The organism is Bacillus sp. FSL R12-0074 (assembly GCF_038005725.1).
Classification (GTDB): Bacteria; Bacillota; Bacilli; order Bacillales; family Bacillaceae_G; genus Bacillus_A; species Bacillus_A mycoides.
Map to the genome: position 1 here is coordinate 1,104,510 of NZ_JBBOTR010000001.1, position 17,860 is coordinate 1,122,369.

Consider the following 17,860-nt stretch of genomic DNA (forward strand, 5'->3'; position numbering starts at 1 on the left):
TGTCCAACTTGGACACCCCATTTCATGATGACTTCACTATGTTGTTGTACTCATCAATTGGTGGTTGCTTTTTCAATGTGTTCCTTCTTCACTAATTATGATGTCCGCTTTTGTAAAAATATATGCCAAGAAATTTAAATTTTTTTTTAAGACATCGATACTATGTAGTACAGCGTCATTTTTGGTAAGATGAATGTAGAATGAATACTAATGAAGAAAGTGGTGTCGTATGAGCGAGTTATTGCGTGTAGAAAATGTTACAGGAGGATATACGAAACGACCTGTACTGCAAAATGTTTCGTTCTCTGTTAATAAAGGCGAACTTGTCGGCTTGATCGGTTTAAATGGGGCTGGGAAAAGTACGACAATTAAACATATCATCGGTTTAATGGAGCCGAAAAAAGGAACTGTCACAATTAATGGGAAAACAATTCGTGATGATATGACAGCGTACCGTTCTAGTTTCTCCTTCATTCCAGAAACACCAGTATTATATGATGAGTTAACGTTAGAAGAGCATTTGAAATTAACAGCGATGGCGTACGGTGTAGATGAAAAACAATATGAAGAACGTGTAGGACAACTATTACAAGAGTTTCGCATGAAAAATCGCTTAAAATGGTTTCCGTCTCATTTCTCAAAAGGGATGAAACAAAAAGTGATGATTATGAGTGCATTTTTAGTTGAACCATCACTTTACATTGTGGACGAACCTTTCGTTGGGCTTGATCCGTTAGCGATTCAATCACTTCTTCAAATGATGGATCAAATGAAAAAGAGTGGTGCGGGCATCTTAATGAGTACACATATTTTAGCGACAGCAGAGCGCTATTGTGATTCATTCATCATTTTGCATCAAGGTGAGGTGAGAGCGATGGGAACATTATCAGAACTTCAATCCGGGTTTAATATGCCTGGTGCAACACTTGATGATATTTATATTGCGTTAACGAAGGAAGAAGATTATGAATAGCACAGCGTTATGGAAAGAACGATTTCGGCACTTTCTAAAAGAAGTTCGTACATATAGTAAATACGTATTTAACGATCATTTGAAATTTATTTTCGTATTTATCATCGGTGCAGGAGCGTATTATTACCAGCAATGGTTACAAACGTTAACACCTTCGTTTCCGACAGCGATTGTTATGGCAGTCATACTTGGCCTCGTATTAACGGCCGGGTCAGTCCAAACGTTATTAAAAGAAGCAGATCTCGTGTATTTACTGCCAGTTGAAGAAAAGTTAAAGCCTTACTTTACGAAGGCATTTCTCTTTACGTTTATGATTCAGTTATACATAATCGCAATGGTAGCAGCTGCACTTGCCCCGTTATACTTCCAGCAAATGAAACAAACAGGAGCCAATTACATATGGATTGTAATCGCGTTTGTCATTGTAAAAGCGTGGAATTTATTCGTAGCGTGGGAAAAATCATTTTTAACAGATCAAAATGTACAAAGAGTGGATTGGTTTATTCGTTTTATTTTAAACGGCATATTTGTGTACGTCCTTGTAGAACGTACTTCAGTCATTTTTACCGGTGTGATTGTCTTTTTAATGGCGCTATACCTTGCTGTTATGCATCAAAAGGTGAAGGGAAAGCCGCTAAACTGGGAGTATTTAATTTCTGAAGAGGGTAAAAAAATGATGCTACTGTACCGCATTGCGAATATGTTCGTTGATGTACCAGCGTTAAAAGAGAGAGTATCACGTAGGAAATGGCTTGATTTGATTCTTTCGATGATTGGTGAGAAACGTACATATTTATACTTATATACGAGAACATTTTTAAGATCGGGTAACTATTTCGGATTATATATGCGTTTACTCGTTCTTGGGGGAATTATTCTTTACTTTATCCCATTTTTATATGGACGTTTTATCGTAAGCCTTGTTTTCTTATACTTAATCGGCTACCAGCTCTTAACCCTTTGGAAACATCACCGTATGAAAGTTTGGCTTGATTTATATCCGGTAGGGGGAGACGAGAAGAAGAGAGATTTCCTTACTTTATTAAATGCGATTCTTATCATTGGTAGCGTTGTATTTACAATTATATTTGCACTTGCGACGAAAGATTTCATAATGACCGGCATTTTATTTGTCGTAAGCATATTATTTAGTATTGGTTTCGTTTATCAATACGGTGCAAAGCGAATTGAGCGTTTAAACTGAAAGGAATGAACCTATGATTACATATGAAGAGAAGGTTATAAAAGAATTGGAGCAGTGGAAAGCTACATTCATGAAAGATTCTTCTATGATGACACGGTTCTCTAAAAAAGTGCAGGTGAAAGTGCAACAACTAGTGCCCGCGAAAGTGCAAAAGGTACTAACAGAAACGATTCGGATGATGGTGCAAACAATTAGCGCTGGATCAAACTTCATAAAACCGAAGCTAAAAGAAACGAACTGGTCACTGCAAAGAAGAGATGATGAAGTACGTAAAAAAATGGATGAGTACAAAAAAGTTGCAGCGGCAGAAGGGGCAGGAACAGGAGCAGGTGGTATTCTCCTTGGCCTTGCCGATTTCCCGTTATTACTTACTATTAAAATAAAATTTTTATTTGATGCAGCAACATTGTACGGATTTGATACGAGTAAAAAAGAAGAACGTCTTTTTATTCTTCACGTTTTCCAGCTTGCTTTTTCAAGTGACGATTACCGAAAAGAAGTATGGAAAGCGATTGAAACGTGGGATACAGAAGAAGAAAATCATATGGACTGGGAAAAGTTTCAAACAGAATACCGAGACTATATCGATTTAGCAAAAATGCTCCAGCTCGTCCCGATCATCGGTGCCCCGGTCGGCGCATATGCGAATTATCAATTGTTGCAAAGGCTTGGGGAAGTGACGATGAATTGTTATCGTATGCGCTTGCTTAATAGAAATTAATTTGTTTTATCAAAAAAGAAAGCCTCTTAAATGTGTAATTTAAGAGGCTTTTCTATTTATTATTTTGGCTGTTTTCGTAGATATTGTTGCTTTTGATGCAAAAACGAAGAGGGGTAAAGCCCCTTTTCGTTCCTACTTCCTCATCGAACTCCCTACGATCTTACCTGACGGTTCGTCCACGAGTTTATTTATATCGCCTAACAACTCTCGCTGTTTAGCCGGAAAGGTAACGAGTGTTACTTCTTTTCCTTTGAATGACGCATCATCGAGTTGATATTTGGTTGTATCCGCTATTACCTTGCTGACTTTTGCATCTTTCCAACTACCATCTACTCCATCTTTCGCTGCTTGCGATAACGAACTCCAAACCAATTCCCTTACATCCTTTGTCGTTTGTGCTGTTTCTGTTTTCGGGGTTTCGTTGGTTTTTGTTGTTCCACAACCGCTTAAAAAGATGGATACACAAGTGAATGCAGATACAATCATGCCGATTTGTTTCTTCAAGATGCAAAACTCCCTTCATCGCATAGATACTTCCATATTCCACGTCCTGATACATATCCCTTCTTCACACCAAGGTATATCAATATACGATATTTCAGGATTAGCTCATACACATCTCAAAGAAGAGACGGTATGAAAGTTCGCTCGTTGACACACTTGCAGAAGCAAGAGCGTTGCTTGTTCCGACTTTGGCATTTAGTGATTGAGATAGTTCTCAATCACTTTTTTTATATTTTTATTCATATTTTTAATTTTTTTACCAATAATATACAAATAAAGTTACTTGAGCTTACTTTACTGTATTTAGGGGTGCAAAATATGAAAGTATCAATATTTATTACTTGTGTTGCAGATATTTTTTATCCAGAAGTAGGGAAAGATGTTGTGGAAATTCTTGAAGATTTAGGGTGTGAAGTTGATTTTCCTAAAAATCAAACTTGCTGCGGACAACCTGCTTATAATAGCGGGTATGTGAAAGAAACAAAAACAGCTGCAAAACATATGATTGAAGCCTTTGCTAGTTCAGAATATGTTGTGGCACCATCGGGGTCTTGCGCTATGATGGTTCACGAGTTTTCTAGCTTATTTTCTGAAAGTGAAGCGGATTGGAAGAAAAAAGCTACTGAACTTGCAAGTAAAACATATGAATTCACACAATTTCTAGTTGAAGTATTAGGAAAAGAAGATTTAGGTGCGGAGCTTCATAAAAAAGCAACGGTTCACACATCTTGTCATATGAGCCGATTAATGGGGATTAAGGAACCACCGCAAAAACTATTAAAGTGTGTAAAGGGACTGGAAGTTGTTTCATTGCCGCATAATTATGATTGCTGCGGATTTGGAGGGACATTCTCGGTGAAAATGCCAGAAATCTCTGAGCAAATGGTTGAAGAAAAAGTAAAGCATATTATGGAAACCGGTGCGGAATTGTTAATTGGGATGGATTGTAGCTGCTTAATGAATATAAAAGGACGTTTAACACGTAATGGTTATCAGATTGATGTAAAACATATTGCTCAAGTATTAAATGAAGATCGAAAACAAGGGGGGATATAGAGATGGGAATGAAAATTGGGAAAGATCCCTTTCATAAGCGTACTGCAACAGGTATTGGGGATCAATTTATGCGACAGGCTGTCAGGAAAGCGCAAGATGGTCTTAGAGTTAAGAAATTAAAAGCTACTGAGAGTCTTGGGAACTGGGAAGAATGGCGAGCTTTAGGAGAAGAAATTCGAAAGCATACATTAGAAAACCTTGATTATTATTTATATGAGCTAAGTGAAAATATTGAGAAAAACGGTGGTTTCGTTTATTTCGCAAAGACTGCAGAAGACGCAAGGGAATATGTAAAAGAGATTGTAAAAAAGAAAAACGCGAAAAAAATTGTGAAATCAAAATCGATGGTAACGGAAGAGATTAGTTTAAATGAAGCGATTGAAGAAGCTGGAGCGGAAGTGTTAGAAACAGATCTTGCTGAATTTATTCTACAAGTGAACGACCACGATCCTCCCTCGCATATTGTTGTTCCGTGCCTTCACAAAGATAAAGAACACATTTGTGAAATATTTAAAACAAAGTTAAATTATACTGGAACATCTGATCCTACGGAAATGGCGAGGTTTGTAAGAGATTATTTACGTGATGATTTTTTTGCAGCGGATATAGGGGTGACTGGATGTAACTTTGCTGTTGCAGAGTCGGGATCAATTTCTATCGTAGCGAACGAAGGAAATGCAAGACTTACTACGACACTTCCGAAAACGTTGATTACAGTTATGGGGATGGAACGTATTGTTCCAACATGGGAAGAGCTTGATGTTTTAGTAACACTTCTATGCCGAAGTTCTGTAGGACAAAAGTTAACAAGTTATATTACAGGGTTAACTGAGCCTGGCGGAACAGATGGACCTGAGGAATTTCATTTAGTCATTGTTGATAATGGTCGTTCCGATATTGTAGGAACGGAATTCCAAAGTGTCCTTCAGTGCATTCGTTGCGCGGCATGTATTAATGTGTGTCCTGTATACAGGCATATTGGTGGACATGCATATGGCTCTATTTATCCAGGACCAATTGGAGCTGTGTTGACACCGCTTTTAGGGGGATATGATGAATATAAGGATTTACCTTATGCATCTAGCCTTTGTGGTGCTTGTACAGAAGCGTGTCCAGTGAAAATCCCGTTACATGACTTATTAATTAAACACCGCAGCCGCATTGTAGAAGAAAAACAATCACCTGTAGCTTGGAACGTGGCTATGAAAGGTTTTGAAAAAGCGGTGAAGAGTCCTAGACTATTTTCTTTTGCAGCGAAGAGCGCTCCGTATGCATTAAAACCTCTCGCAAAAGGAGATAAGATTGAGCGCGGCATTGGACCGTTAAAAGCTTGGACGGATGCGAGAGATTTTCCAGTTCCGAAAAAACAACCGTTTCGAGAGTGGTTTGAAAAACACGTAAAGGAGAACGATGATGGCAATCCAAAATCGTGAGGAATTTTTACTCCAATTATCAGAAAAGCTTGGTAGGAAACGCCCAGAAGCAGTGGGAAAACCGAAATGGTCTTTTTCCCCGCAGTGGAATGTTTTTGAAGGATTAACACAAGACGAACTTGTATTACAGTTAATGGAGCACTGTGAAGTGATTCATACAGAAGTAAAGCGAACAACAAAGGAAAATCTTGTTGAAACATTGGGGTCTTTTATAAAAGATTGGAATATCAAATCTGCTATGTATTCGAACGATGAGCGCTTTAATGAGTACGGTCTTACTTCATGTTTCAACAATGAAGGAACAACACATTTTCGTACATGGGGATTAGATCATAAAGAAGAGGACATAAAATTTGCGAAAGCTGCTGACCTTGGCATTACGTTCAGTGATATGACTCTGGCAGAATCAGGAACCGTTGTGCTATTTAATGATGGGTTAAAAGGAAGACATGTGAGTCTTCTTCCGGAGTCATATATTGCAATCGTTCCTAAAAGTACGATTGTACCAAGATTAACCCAAGCTACAAAACTGATCCATAATCAAAATAAAGCGGGAGAAAACTTGCCGGCTTGTGTGAACTTCGTTTCTGGTCCATCAAATAGCGCGGATATTGAAATGAACCTTGTCGTAGGTGTGCATGGGCCAATTAGAACAGCGTATATTATTGTGGATGATTAATAATGATTTACGTGTGCGGCAGAGCGCGAAATATAGCTGAAACATTATAAGAGTACTGAAAATAGAAAGTGCTGGCTGTTAAATATAACCGGGGCTTTTTATTTTGTGTGCCCTTATTGGTGAAGAAACCTTAAGAAGGAAAATTTTAATCTCTGTTTCAGTTTTCTACGCTACTATAACTAACTGAATTGTGTCTTTTCTTAGAAGCTAAACACACTATAACTAGCTCCAATTATAATGAATACGATAAAGAGCAGAATGAGTAATAAAAGCCCACTACTATCGCTCTTACCATCTTCACCGCCGCTACCACCTTTACCGCCAGATCCCATATGAAAACCCTCCTTATCGTTATACATTGTTTTTACTTTATATTTTTCTAGGTTCATCAAGAAGTTCCTCTTAAAACTCTAATTAACTTGCAAATCATTCATTTTCATTTTACAATTTACTTACCGACCGGTAAGTAAAAATAGAAGAGGTACAGTATGACAAAAAATTTACAAACATCGCAGCACATTGTAGATGCATCATTTAAACTAATGGCAGAGCACGGCATTGAGAAGATGAGTCTTTCAATGATTGCGAAAGAAGTAGGTATATCAAAGCCAGCTATTTATTATCATTTTCCGTCTAAAGAAGCGCTAGTTGATTTTTTATTTGAAGAGATTTTTTCTGGCTATTATTTCGTGGGTTACTTCGATAAAGAACAATATACGAAAGAAAACTTTGCAGAAAAGTTAATCGCAGATGGTTTACATATGTTGTCTGAGTATAGAGGTCAAGAAGGCATATTACGCGTTATAAATGAATTCATCGTAACTGCGACGCGAAATGAAAAGTACCAGAAACGCTTATTTGAAATACAAGAAGATTTCTTAAATGGATTCCACGATTTATTAAAGAAAGGTGTGGAACTTGGTGTTGTGTCACAACATGCAACTGAAGAAAACGCGCATACGTTAGCGCTCGTTATTGATAATATGAGTAATTACATATTAATAGGATTCGATTTAAAGTATAAAGAAATTTGGATTCGAAATGTGAAAAACGTAATGAAGGAGGGGGAATAAAAATGAAAATGCAGAAAAACTGGTGGCTCGGTTTCCTTGGATTTGTGGGAGTGTATAAAATTCCAGGTATGATTGAAGCTTTCCAAGCGGATAAAGGTTGGCTCGCATTAATTAGTTTAGTTTGGCTCCTTTGGTTCGGATATTTTATTCCTGAGAAAAAAACGGATAAATAATAAATTTTCAATTTTATGTAAAGTTATGTAAAATATAGATTGAGACAATTCATATATTAGATTAATAGATTTGGAGTGGTTACATGGATCCATTGAAAAATGAAATTCATCCTGACATGGTCAAGGTGTGGAAAGTTCGTGCTGTAATTGAAGAAGGGATCGGTATTCTCGTCATTTTAGCTTACCTGTTCCTTATGATAAAGTTTGATTGGTGGGCGTGGATTTTGTATGTGATGGTTGGGTTAACAGTTGCGCTAGCACCATTTTCGTACTTTGTATTCCCGAAACTACGTCAGCGTTATTATAGCTACCAACTAAATGAAGAAGAACTTGAAATTCAGCACGGTCTTTTCGTCGTAAAGCGCGTATTAGTACCAATGATTCGTGTACAGCACGTTACAATTGAACAAGGACCAATTATGAGAAAACATGGATTAGCAGAATTACATATTTCAACAGCGGCAACTTCTCACAGCATTCCAGGCTTAACGATGTATGAAGCAGAAATGTTAAAAACGAGAATCGCAGAATTAGCGAAAGTGAGTGATGAGGATGTATAAGAGGCAACATCCAATCACGATGTTATTAGAATTGAGATTGACAGACTTTTTACCATTACTTATTTTCATGTTTAGTTTAAATGGAAAGTTTCCATTTTGGTATTTAATTCCCGCTGGATTCGGTTTACTCACCGTTTTTTCAGCGTTTGAGAAATGGTATTACACAACATACTGGGTTGAAAATAACGTATTACATGTTAAACAAGGGCTCTTTGTGAAGAAGGAGAGCTACTTAAATAAAGAACGTGTTCAAACGATTAATACAAGTTCAAACGTGTTATATCAAATGCTGGGTTTAAAGAAAATTCAAATCGAAACAGCTGGCGGAGGCGATGATGCCGAAGTAAGCCTAGCTGGTATTACAGAAGATGAGGCGAAGGAGCTTATTTCCTTACTAAATGAGCCAACTCCAGAAGTAAAAGCAGAAGAAACATCAGAAGAAGTAGTAGAAAAAGAAGTTATGACAGAGGAAAAGCAAGCGACAGAGTACAAATTAACTTTGAAAGAAATTTTATTAGCATCTGTTACATCTGGTCAGTTTGGACTATTATTCTCATTAATCTTTTTCGTGTATCACCAAGTAGATGAGTACATTCCGAAATGGATAAAAAATAGCGTAGAGTCGTATGTAATGGATCATGATATATACGGCTGGATTTACATGGTAGCTATTTTACTCGTCCTTTCGTGGATTATATCTACAATTGGTTACGCGTTAAAACATGGTAATTTCACAGTAAATCGAAAAAACGATGAAGTGCGTATTTCTCAAGGATTACTTGAAAGGAAAGAACTTGTACTAAAGTTACACCGCATTCAAGGGATTACGATAAAAGAAGGTATTTTCCGTCAGATGTTCGGTTATTGTGCTGTGCAAGTCGAAGTCATTCAAAGTAAGGGATTGGGAGAAGAGAAAGACAAAGTTACGCTGCATCCGATTATTCGAAAAGATCGTGTGCAAGAGTTACTCGCTCATTTACAATTGCCATATGAACTGAATACAAATATTACTGCATTACCAAAAGTAGCCTTGCGCCGTTATTTAATTGATAGTTTTATATTCTTCGCAATGCTAGCAGTCCCGCTTACTGGGATAAGCATATACTTTGAAAAGTATTTCATCATGTGGGCGTTGTTACCGCTAGCTATTCTCATCTTTACACTTGGATACGCAACATTTAAAACAAATGGTTACGGTGTAAACGGAGAACAAATTACGATTATACATCGTAGTATTGGGAAACATACAGGGCTTGTAAGAAGAAGACACGTCCAATCAATTGAAAAAACACAATCATATTTCCAGCGCCGAGCGGATTTATGTACGTATACGTTTTCTAGTGCATCATCGAATTATAAACTAGAGCATACGAGAGTAGAAGATGCGGAGAGAATGCAGGATTGGTATAAGAAGAGAATAAGTGAGAATTAATTTGAAAAGGCTTGCCTAGTATGAAAGGCAGGCTTTTTTGTTATGGAGAAATGAGTAATTTGATTCATATATGGGTGCAAATACAGCTCACATTTCTCAATACGTATCAGAAAAAAGTAGTACCTTTCTATTTCAGGGAAATTCGTGAAATTTTTGATATAAATGGTATACTAATATAGAAATAATATTAGGAGGTTATATATGATAAGTCAGTTGAAAAGAGAAGCACTTGATGCATTAAAAGGAAAATGGGGATTAGCGGTAGGGGCAACCTTATTACTTGGAATCCTTATTGGAGCTGTTGAACTTCTAATTACAGGTGTTTTCTCGATGTTTTGGGGTTGGGAAGAAGCAAGTGATTCGCTTACAGTAAGTATTATTGCAATGCTTGTTATTGGTCCGTTAACAATAGGCGCCTACTATCTTGTTTTAAATGTAATCCGTGAGACTAGTGCTCGTATTGGTGATTTATTTAGATGGTTTAGCGATGGAAGTAAGCTTATGAAGTCGTTTTTAACATATTTACTAATGTATGTATACTTGATGCTATGGACATTACTTCTTATTATTCCGGGTATTATTAAATCATTTTCTTATTCTATGACGTATTTTATTTTGAATGATCGTCCAGAATACACAGCGAATCAAGCGATTACCGAAAGTCGCCATATGATGAATGGACATAAAATGGATTACTTTTTACTATGCTTAAGTTTCTTAGGTTGGTTCATTTTAAGTATTCTTACTTTAGGAATCGGTTTCTTATGGTTAGTACCTTATTTCTACACGACATCAGCTGCATTTTATGAAGAGATTTCAAAAGAATATTATAAAAAAGAAGGTACTACCTTCTAATAAAACACCTAAACCACTTATCTCCTAAAGAATATAGGGGACAGACGGTTTAGGTGTTTTGATATGTGTTCTGTTTTCGGGGTTCACTTCAGGATAAGGTATAGGTTTTTATATAGAAATTCTTCCCTCTATTTTTTATCATAGAGGGTTATTTTTTTATGTAATGATGAGAGAATTAACGCCGTCTTATAAGATAAAACAGTAAAGATGATACAGTAATAGGAAGGCCAGTATCCAGAAAAGCTTCTAAATAAAAGGATAGAAAATCTCTGTCATTAAACCACATAAAGAATAAATGATTGTAGGAAATACCTAACAGTATAAATAAAGGAATACCGATTTTTAATTCGTGACTTCCTTTTATTTTTCTATAACAAAATTCACCTAATAAACAACCGATAAGAACAGGAATGCTTCCAAGAATTGAAAACATAATAATAGATACCCAAATCGGTCCCCATGAATCCGCATAATTTGGAACGCGTGCATACTGTAAGACATTCACAGCAGTAGAGAAAACTAGTAAACATGCTATATAGCTAACAGTAAATTTCTTCAATATAATCCCCCGAGACTATGTAAAATAATATAAAATGGCATGTAGCAATAGAACTAAATACAAATAAAAATCTTCCGTTTCCTATATGTAATTATATCAAGTATATAAAAAACTAGCTTTATTTTTTCGCTTCTAATATAAACAGTAAACTGGTAGTACATTCTTTCTTTTTAAATCATCTATTGGAATATTTAGGATAAAAGGTTATAATTAACATTTATCGATTTATGATTACGATAGATTTTGTGAAATGAATCACAAAAGGTCGTGGTACTACAATTTAGTTTAATTAAGAAAAGGGGAACATGTATAAATATGAAGCTTATAAAAATAGCAACGATAGGTATGATTGCAGTAGGATCTCTTTCTATTTCTTCAAGTTCTTTAGCTGAAATGGAAAATGTAACTAAGAATGAAGCACAAGCAGCTCCAAGTAGTTTCCCTGATGTTCCGGGGTGGGTAAAGCCATCAGTAGATTATCTTATAAATAAAAATGTATTGTCAGGTATGCCTGATGGCACGTTTTCACCAAATTTAGAGATAGATAGAGGCTCAGCCGCAAAAATGATGGCGAAAATATTGAACCTTCCTGTCGATCAATCGGCAGCGCCTACTTTTGATGACTCAAAAAAGCATTGGGCAGCTCCGTATATTGCGGCTATAGAAAAAGTGGGTGTTATTAAAGGAGAAGGGAACGGGAAGTTTAACCCTACTGGAAAGTTAACGCGAGGCGCCATGGCTTCTATGCTAGTAAATGCATACAAATTACAAGAGAAAGTGACAGGGAATCCTCCAACAATATTTAACGACTTAAAAGAGCATTGGAGCGAGAAATATGTAAATATCTTGGTTGAATTAGGTATTTCAAGTGGATATGGTAATGATAATTGGAAGCCTGATCAAACGATTACTCGTGCTGAAACTGTAAGTTTAGTCGCTCGAACAGACACTTCAAAAGATAAAGAGTTTAAGCGTAAACAAATTCAGATGTCCAAAGATTTCTTTGCTTATCACGATGCATCATTATCTTCAGGAATCGCTTTTGAAGGTGCCCCGCAAACTGTCACAGTGTATGAAGAAAGAGGAGATGGCTGGGTTAAAATCCATACATATCAAGGGTTCAAATGGATCTTATTAAACGAGAAAAGAATTCATATTAATAGAGACTTTTTCACATATGATTATCCAGCGGACTCAGCGAATGTACTTGTAAAATATACATCGCAAACGGTAACAGTAGTTGAAGAAAGAGGTACGTGGTTGCGTATAAGAACTGGTTCAGGTCTACAATGGATGAATATGAATGAATCTCGAACAGTTATTGATAACTTAAAAACAATCCAAAATAATCAACAGGTTATTTTAGTTACAACAAAAGGCTATAATACGGATCAAGCTCAAGTTCGTACATTTGAAAATTCAAATGGGAAATGGAGAGAGCGAAAGAATATAAGTGGATATATTGGGAAAAAAGGTTTTGCAGTTGAGATGAGTGAAAGTGGTATGAGTTCGCCAAGAGGAAAATACACAATTGGTGCAGCTTTCGGTAGACAAGGGAATCCTGGTACGAAACTTCCCTTTATTAATTTAACGCAAAATCACGTTTGGGTAGATGATTCGACATCTCCATACTATAATACTTTACAGGAAAAGCCTGTAAGAGGTAGATGGAAATCAGCTGAAAATATGTATATTCCAGCATATGATTATGGATTCGTAATTAATTATAATACTGAATCACGTACACCATACAAAGGAAGCGCAATCTTCTTCCATGTTTCTACTTCATGGACAGAAGGGTGTACAGGTGTAGATAAACAAAATGTTATTGATATTTTAAGATGGATTGATCCAGGGAAAAACCCTGTTATTATTCAAACTCCTGAAAATGAACTGACAAACTATTAATTTGATAACTTTAAAGATTTTCATGTCATCTTTTCGTGATAACCAATTGCACGAAAAGGTGGCATTATTTTAAGTCTACTTTAATTAGTAGGCTTTTTTTATTAGCGTATGAAATTCTTGTTTCAGAGTACTGTTTACTTTTCAACTGGATGACAATGAGGAAAGATCCCCTGTATGCTTTTATGGAGAATCCGCATTTACACTAAGGGTTGGTATCTTATTGACGCTTAAAATATAGATGTCGGAAAATAATGTAAAAAAACTATTGTATGTTTAAAAATCTTATGTTACATTTTCGTTACAAAAGAGTTACGAATCGTGACTTTTGTTACGGTTTGTTTTCTGTTGCTTTTCGGTATGTTACAGATTATAGTTTGTATTCCAATTAGCTGAGAATATTTAAAGCTGAAGAAATAGCAAACTATAAACGAAAAATGATTTTTCTATGTGTATAAGAGTGTGTGTAGTAAAGATTCTGAGTAAGGGCTTTATTAAAATTCCTTTCTGTCTTAAAAGAAGAAGAAAACCAACTACCAACTATTTAGGAGTTTTAAGTAATGATAGTAAATGAAATGTACAGTACATATTTACTTTCAGTCTAATTACTACACAGACTTTTATACATATGATGTTATTGTTTTAGTTATATATAGGGGGAGAGAAAATGAGAAAGTTATTAACGGTAATTGGACTTACGTTTTTAATGCTAGCTGGATGTAGTAATGGGGATTTTGACAAAGCAATGGATGAAGGGAAGACCGCGTTAACGAATAAAGAATATAAAAATGCTTTATCATCATTTGAACGAGCATTAGATGAGAAAAAAGATGATTCAGATGTAAAAGTGCTTGTAGAACAAACGAAAGTAATGATTGAAGCAGTGAAGTTAAAAGAAGAAACAAAGGTAGAAGAATCAATCAAGTCATTTGAAAAAGTAGAGAACATGAAGAATGGAAATAATACGCTTATAAAACAAGCCAAGGAAGAACGAACAGCATTAGTAGCGATCTTAGAACAAAAAAAGAAGTATGAAGAGCAACTGACAAAAAGTGAAGAGTTAATAAGTAAGAAAAATTATGCAGAAGCGAAAGAGATGTTAAATAAGGTAGTTTCAGAAACAAAAGATAACAAGAACCTTGAAGAATATAATAAAAAGGCTTTAGGATTAATCACTAAAATTGGTGAAGAGGAAAAAACTGCAAAGAGTGTAACGACAGCAGCGAAGGCACAAAAAAATGATGCAGTAACGAGTCAAAAGGTAGCGACAGAAAAGAACCAAAAAGCAGAGACAGAAAAAAATCAAAAGGCAGTAACAGAAAAGAACCAAAAAGCAGAGACAGAAAAAAATCAAAAGGCAGTAACAGAAAAGAACCAAAAAACAGAGACAGAAAAGAATCAGAAGGTAGTAACAGAAAAGAACCAAAAAGTAGAGACAGAAAAGGATCAAAAGGTAGAGACAGGAAAGAATCAAGATGCATTTACTTTTGAGAAAGCTAAAGAATATATCAAAAAAGAATATAAAGAAGAATATAATTACACGCTAGAGGATACGCAAGTAGAAAATGGAAAGAAATATTATCAAATTAGAGTGCGTACGACATATAAAATAGAAGGTGCAGCTGGATCAGGATTTACTGGAGTATTCAAGGTGTTCGAAGATGGTACAATTGTTGAAATGCACTAAATTGATGAAAAAGGTATCCTCAAAGTATTTGAGGGTACCTTTTTAGCATAAAAAAAAGCATCTAGCAAAAGTACTAGATGCAAATAAAAACACAAGGGAAGATAAATGTCTTCCCGTTTCCCGTAAGTAATTATATCAAAAAAATTATAAAAAACTAGCTTTATTTTTAATATAATGAATGTGTGAGGCTATGATGTTGTAGGATTACATTGTTTTCATAGTGTTTTTTATTAAAAGGAGTGAATTATAGTGCTCGAAGTAAAATTTTATGATTGGAAAAAACAACGTCCTAAAAAACATTATTTGCGTGTGCATGAAATTAGGATTTTTGAGTTAATTTTCTCAAAGAAAATTAACGAGTTTGAAATGGGATTAGGAGAGATTGAGCAAGTTACTGTCTATTGTTTAGCTAATGAAAATACTGATATTTCATATAAAGTGAATAGAGATTTAGGTGAAATTTGTGTATATGTTCCTTACGATTTTATGGGATTTTTAACACGTGATTCAGTTGAAGAGAAATACAATGAGTTTTGTAAATTAGTACATCAATATGTTATCCCCGGACTTGAAGAAAACTCTACTCTCTCACCATCTATTGTTAGAGAGTATGTCGAAGAGTCTTTGGGAGAAATTGTGAAACAAAACTATGAAGGGATATTTTTAGTAGGGAAGACACCTAAAAAAAGCCCAAGCCGTAAGAAGATAGCGATATTAAAAGGAATTCATCGTGTTAAAGGTTTCCAACTACGATGTGAGGTGTACGATGAAAAGGGTTTAAAGATTCGCGATCAATTATTGGTGGAAGAGGTAGGTAACGAAATGGTGTATTCAAGATTTTTAGGCACATTAAAATGGGAAAGTGAAAATTTAATTGTGGTCAAATCAAAATCTAGTAGTTGGAAAGAAGAAATTTATATTTAATAATAAAGCTATTATAGAAGAAATGATTTGTAGAAAGAAGAGATGCTATTGCTTCTTCTTTCTTTATGTGTATTCGATTAATGAAGGGAATTTTAAAGAAATGCTCGACACAATGTAAGAAACTATAATTTTACAAAACTGTATATAACAACTAATATATAATTAATAAATTCATATAATTGGAGTGATGAGATGCAGCCGTTAGAAAAGGAGATTCATTCTAATATGCTAAAAGTGTGGAGAATTCATGCTTTAATTGGGGCGGCAGTTATACTAGCAGTCGTAATTGCGTATTTCTTTTTTATGATTAACTTTAACTGGTGGGGCTGGTTGTTTGGATTGTTAGTGACAGGAGCAGTTCTATACATACCACTCGACTATTTTGTATTTCCAAATTTACGTCAACGTTATTATAGTTACAGATTAAATGAAGAAGAGATTGAGATTCAAAAGGGAATGTTCGTTGTAAAACGCGTACTTATTCCGATGATTCGCGTGCAGCACGTAACGATTGAGCAAGGGCCAATTATGAGAAAGTATAATTTAGCAGAATTACATATTTCAACAGCGGCAACTTCTCATAGTATTCCAGGTTTAACGAAAGAAGAAGCAGAGCAGTTGAAAAGACAAATTGGAGAGCTTGCGAAAGTGAGTGATGAGGGTGTATAAGAGGCAACATCCGATCACGATATTGTTAGGTATTCGAATTGCGACTTTGTTGCCTTTTATTTTTCTTGTTTTATTTCGTTCAGATGGTGAAGTAAAACCTTGGTATTTCTTACATCTTGTTCTTTTGTTTGTATTATTTATTATGGCAATTTTCTCAGCTATAAAATGGTATTTCAAAGTGTACTGGGTTGAAAATAATATTTTACATATAAAACACGGTGTTTTTGTAAAGAAGGAAAGTTATTTAAATAAAGACCGTGTGCAAAACATTAGTACATCTTCTAATGTCATTTATCAAATGCTTGGGCTTACGAAATTAAATATAGAAGTAGCGGGCGGCGGTAGTGAGCCGGAAGTGATGTTAGCTGGTATTAAAGAAGATGAAGCGAAGGAACTGATTGCCTTATTAAATAAAAAAAGAAGCGCTGCGAGTGAAGAAGTACCCATGGCAGAAGAAAGTAAGACGATTTATCAGTTAACGATGAAAGAGATTTTAGTAGCTTCCATTACGTCTGGTAGATTCGGATTAGTGTTTTCTGGATTACTTCTTATTTACACAGAGTTTAATCAATTTCTTCCAGAATGGCTCATAAATAAAGTGGAAGCGTATGTGATGGATAACGGTGTATATGAATTAATCGTTATGGCCGCGATTTTAATGGCAATTTCGTGGGTCATTTCTACGGCCGGCTATGCATTAAAATACGCGAACTTTAAAATTGAGCGAAACGGAAATGAAATTCGTATCGTTCAAGGGTTATTTGATAAGAAAGAGTTTGTGTTAAAATTACACCGCATTCAAGCGATTACTGTAAAAGAAGGAATTCTCCGCCAGCCTTTCGGTTATTGCTCTGTCGAAGTGGAAGTCATTCAAAGTATAGAAGCGGCAGGGAATGAAGTGATGTTACATCCTTTTATGAAGAAAAAAGATGTACAGCAGCTACTTGCCTATTTACAGTTGCCATATGAAATAGAAGAGGAAATCGTTCATTTACCGAAGGCTGCATTACGCCGTTACGTCGTAATGGGCTGGATTACAAATGCTGTGCTCGCTGTGCCAATCGCTGGTGCGAGTATATATTTTAAACAACATACTGCGTTGTTCGTTCTTATACCGCTATTTATTGTATTTACAATACTTGCATACGCTAGATATAAAAGTGGTGGATATATGATACGAGACAATCAGTTAGTAATGGTGCACCGAGGTCTCGCGAAATATACAGGGATCATGCGAAGAAGGCATGTTCAAGTAGTAGGATATAATCAGTCGCATTTTCAAAAGAAAGACGAGTTATGTACAGCTGCTGTAGCGGTGGCGGGACATGGTTATGAAGTGAAGCATATGCGAAAAGAAGACGCGCTTCGCATATATAATTGGTACAAAGAAAAAGGAAACACCAGTGTGTAATGGTGTTTCCTTTTTGTGTGTCGTCATTTGTCGATAAGTCGA

General features: G+C 35.7%; 19 protein-coding genes. 16 read left to right on the top strand and 3 right to left on the bottom strand.

Annotated elements, in window-relative coordinates; all coding sequences use genetic code 11:
* Window positions 1-229: 229 nt before the first annotated feature.
* The 3 genes from ecsA to ecsC are packed head-to-tail and all read left to right on the top strand — an operon-like array spanning window position 230 to window position 2,898.
* Complete coding sequence (gene ecsA / locus NSS97_RS05675; protein WP_001292616.1) at window positions 230-973, top strand: ABC transporter ATP-binding protein EcsA; 744 nt, start codon at window positions 230-232, stop codon at window positions 971-973.
* Complete coding sequence (locus NSS97_RS05680; protein ID WP_107887062.1) at window positions 966-2,177, top strand: ABC transporter permease; 1,212 nt, start codon at window positions 966-968, stop codon at window positions 2,175-2,177. The genes ecsA and NSS97_RS05680 overlap by 8 nt, the downstream gene beginning before the upstream one ends.
* Window positions 2,178-2,190: 13 nt before the next feature.
* On the top strand, window positions 2,191-2,898 hold the full coding sequence (gene ecsC / locus NSS97_RS05685; RefSeq protein ID WP_002011122.1) for an ecs operon protein EcsC: 708 nt from the start codon (window positions 2,191-2,193) through the stop codon (window positions 2,896-2,898).
* 132 nt (window positions 2,899-3,030) lie between these two features.
* On the opposite strand, the gene NSS97_RS05690 is transcribed toward ecsC, so the two are convergent.
* Window positions 3,031-3,384 (bottom strand): hypothetical protein, encoded by a 354-nt coding sequence (locus tag NSS97_RS05690; protein WP_234705791.1) that lies wholly within the window; start codon window positions 3,382-3,384, stop codon window positions 3,031-3,033.
* A 336-nt stretch (window positions 3,385-3,720) separates the two neighbouring features.
* Here NSS97_RS05690 and NSS97_RS05695 point away from each other — a divergent pair, with 336 nt between their 5' ends.
* The 3 genes from NSS97_RS05695 to NSS97_RS05705 are packed head-to-tail and all read left to right on the top strand — an operon-like array spanning window position 3,721 to window position 6,570.
* A complete protein-coding gene (locus NSS97_RS05695; protein ID WP_107887061.1) occupies window positions 3,721-4,458 on the top strand; it encodes a heterodisulfide reductase-related iron-sulfur binding cluster in 738 nt (245 codons plus the stop codon).
* Window positions 4,459-4,460: 2 nt separating this feature from the next.
* On the top strand, window positions 4,461-5,891 hold the full coding sequence (locus tag NSS97_RS05700; protein WP_107887060.1) for a LutB/LldF family L-lactate oxidation iron-sulfur protein: 1,431 nt from the start codon (window positions 4,461-4,463) through the stop codon (window positions 5,889-5,891).
* On the top strand, window positions 5,872-6,570 hold the full coding sequence (locus tag NSS97_RS05705; protein WP_107887059.1) for an LUD domain-containing protein: 699 nt from the start codon (window positions 5,872-5,874) through the stop codon (window positions 6,568-6,570). The genes NSS97_RS05700 and NSS97_RS05705 overlap by 20 nt, the downstream gene beginning before the upstream one ends.
* 200 nt (window positions 6,571-6,770) lie before the next feature.
* On the opposite strand, the gene NSS97_RS05710 is transcribed toward NSS97_RS05705, so the two are convergent.
* Entirely contained in the window at window positions 6,771-6,902 is a 132-nt protein-coding gene (locus tag NSS97_RS05710) for a sporulation protein YjcZ (RefSeq protein ID WP_107887143.1), read from the bottom strand.
* Between the two features lie 156 nt (window positions 6,903-7,058).
* On the opposite strand from NSS97_RS05710, the gene NSS97_RS05715 reads away from it, so the two are divergent.
* The 5 genes from NSS97_RS05715 to NSS97_RS05735 all read left to right on the top strand — a co-directional run bounded on the left by NSS97_RS05715 (window position 7,059) and on the right by NSS97_RS05735 (window position 10,663).
* Entirely contained in the window at window positions 7,059-7,643 is a 585-nt protein-coding gene (locus NSS97_RS05715) for a TetR/AcrR family transcriptional regulator (protein ID WP_002140728.1), read from the top strand.
* 2 nt (window positions 7,644-7,645) lie between these two features.
* Window positions 7,646-7,816 (top strand): hypothetical protein, encoded by a 171-nt coding sequence (locus NSS97_RS05720; RefSeq protein WP_002011131.1) that lies wholly within the window; start codon window positions 7,646-7,648, stop codon window positions 7,814-7,816.
* 83 nt (window positions 7,817-7,899) lie between these two features.
* Complete coding sequence (locus NSS97_RS05725) at window positions 7,900-8,376, top strand: PH domain-containing protein (RefSeq protein ID WP_002087158.1); 477 nt, start codon at window positions 7,900-7,902, stop codon at window positions 8,374-8,376.
* The gene (locus NSS97_RS05730; RefSeq protein ID WP_107887058.1) at window positions 8,369-9,808 is read left to right on the top strand and encodes a PH domain-containing protein; all 1,440 of its coding nucleotides are present in this window, start codon (window positions 8,369-8,371) and stop codon (window positions 9,806-9,808) included. The genes NSS97_RS05725 and NSS97_RS05730 overlap by 8 nt, the downstream gene beginning before the upstream one ends.
* 201 nt (window positions 9,809-10,009) lie before the next feature.
* Complete coding sequence (locus NSS97_RS05735; protein WP_044444060.1) at window positions 10,010-10,663, top strand: DUF975 family protein; 654 nt, start codon at window positions 10,010-10,012, stop codon at window positions 10,661-10,663.
* 175 nt (window positions 10,664-10,838) lie between these two features.
* Here NSS97_RS05735 and NSS97_RS05740 read toward each other — a convergent pair whose 3' ends face one another.
* Window positions 10,839-11,222 carry a hypothetical protein gene (locus tag NSS97_RS05740; RefSeq protein ID WP_002140733.1) on the bottom strand — a complete coding sequence of 128 codons (384 nt, stop codon included), beginning with the start codon at window positions 11,220-11,222 and terminating at the stop codon, window positions 10,839-10,841.
* 315 nt (window positions 11,223-11,537) lie between these two features.
* Here NSS97_RS05740 and NSS97_RS05745 point away from each other — a divergent pair, with 315 nt between their 5' ends.
* The 5 genes from NSS97_RS05745 to NSS97_RS05765 all read left to right on the top strand — a co-directional run bounded on the left by NSS97_RS05745 (window position 11,538) and on the right by NSS97_RS05765 (window position 17,818).
* Window positions 11,538-13,130, top strand: coding sequence for an S-layer homology domain-containing protein (locus NSS97_RS05745; protein WP_044444059.1), 1,593 nt, complete (start codon window positions 11,538-11,540; stop codon window positions 13,128-13,130).
* Between the two features lie 664 nt (window positions 13,131-13,794).
* The gene (locus NSS97_RS05750) at window positions 13,795-14,814 is read left to right on the top strand and encodes a hypothetical protein (RefSeq protein ID WP_107887057.1); all 1,020 of its coding nucleotides are present in this window, start codon (window positions 13,795-13,797) and stop codon (window positions 14,812-14,814) included.
* Window positions 14,815-15,063: 249 nt separating this feature from the next.
* Window positions 15,064-15,738 carry a hypothetical protein gene (locus tag NSS97_RS05755; protein ID WP_044444057.1) on the top strand — a complete coding sequence of 225 codons (675 nt, stop codon included), beginning with the start codon at window positions 15,064-15,066 and terminating at the stop codon, window positions 15,736-15,738.
* A gap of 192 nt (window positions 15,739-15,930) precedes the next feature.
* The gene (locus NSS97_RS05760) at window positions 15,931-16,407 is read left to right on the top strand and encodes a PH domain-containing protein (RefSeq protein ID WP_044444056.1); all 477 of its coding nucleotides are present in this window, start codon (window positions 15,931-15,933) and stop codon (window positions 16,405-16,407) included.
* On the top strand, window positions 16,400-17,818 hold the full coding sequence (locus tag NSS97_RS05765) for a PH domain-containing protein (protein ID WP_107887056.1): 1,419 nt from the start codon (window positions 16,400-16,402) through the stop codon (window positions 17,816-17,818). The genes NSS97_RS05760 and NSS97_RS05765 overlap by 8 nt, the downstream gene beginning before the upstream one ends.
* The last annotated feature ends 42 nt before the right edge of the window (window positions 17,819-17,860 follow it).

Bases quoted from the DNA above. Each gene is read 5' to 3' on its own strand.
- NSS97_RS05715 (WP_002140728.1), top strand. From the start codon at position 7,059: ATGACAAAAAATTTACAAACATCGCAGCACATTGTAGATGCATCATTT.
- NSS97_RS05695 (WP_107887061.1), top strand. From the start codon at position 3,721: ATGAAAGTATCAATATTTATTACTTGTGTTGCAGATATTTTTTATCCA.
- NSS97_RS05680 (WP_107887062.1), top strand. From the start codon at position 966: ATGAATAGCACAGCGTTATGGAAAGAACGATTTCGGCACTTTCTAAAA.
- NSS97_RS05705 (WP_107887059.1), top strand. From the start codon at position 5,872: ATGGCAATCCAAAATCGTGAGGAATTTTTACTCCAATTATCAGAAAAG.
- NSS97_RS05690 (WP_234705791.1), bottom strand. From the start codon at position 3,384: ATGATTGTATCTGCATTCACTTGTGTATCCATCTTTTTAAGCGGTTGT.
- NSS97_RS05750 (WP_107887057.1), top strand. From the start codon at position 13,795: ATGAGAAAGTTATTAACGGTAATTGGACTTACGTTTTTAATGCTAGCT.
- NSS97_RS05700 (WP_107887060.1), top strand. From the start codon at position 4,461: ATGGGAATGAAAATTGGGAAAGATCCCTTTCATAAGCGTACTGCAACA.
- ecsC (WP_002011122.1), top strand. From the start codon at position 2,191: ATGATTACATATGAAGAGAAGGTTATAAAAGAATTGGAGCAGTGGAAA.
- NSS97_RS05745 (WP_044444059.1), top strand. From the start codon at position 11,538: ATGAAGCTTATAAAAATAGCAACGATAGGTATGATTGCAGTAGGATCT.
- NSS97_RS05760 (WP_044444056.1), top strand. From the start codon at position 15,931: ATGCAGCCGTTAGAAAAGGAGATTCATTCTAATATGCTAAAAGTGTGG.
- NSS97_RS05725 (WP_002087158.1), top strand. From the start codon at position 7,900: ATGGATCCATTGAAAAATGAAATTCATCCTGACATGGTCAAGGTGTGG.
- NSS97_RS05735 (WP_044444060.1), top strand. From the start codon at position 10,010: ATGATAAGTCAGTTGAAAAGAGAAGCACTTGATGCATTAAAAGGAAAA.
- ecsA (WP_001292616.1), top strand. From the start codon at position 230: ATGAGCGAGTTATTGCGTGTAGAAAATGTTACAGGAGGATATACGAAA.
- NSS97_RS05720 (WP_002011131.1), top strand. From the start codon at position 7,646: ATGAAAATGCAGAAAAACTGGTGGCTCGGTTTCCTTGGATTTGTGGGA.
- NSS97_RS05730 (WP_107887058.1), top strand. From the start codon at position 8,369: ATGTATAAGAGGCAACATCCAATCACGATGTTATTAGAATTGAGATTG.
- NSS97_RS05710 (WP_107887143.1), bottom strand. From the start codon at position 6,902: ATGGGATCTGGCGGTAAAGGTGGTAGCGGCGGTGAAGATGGTAAGAGC.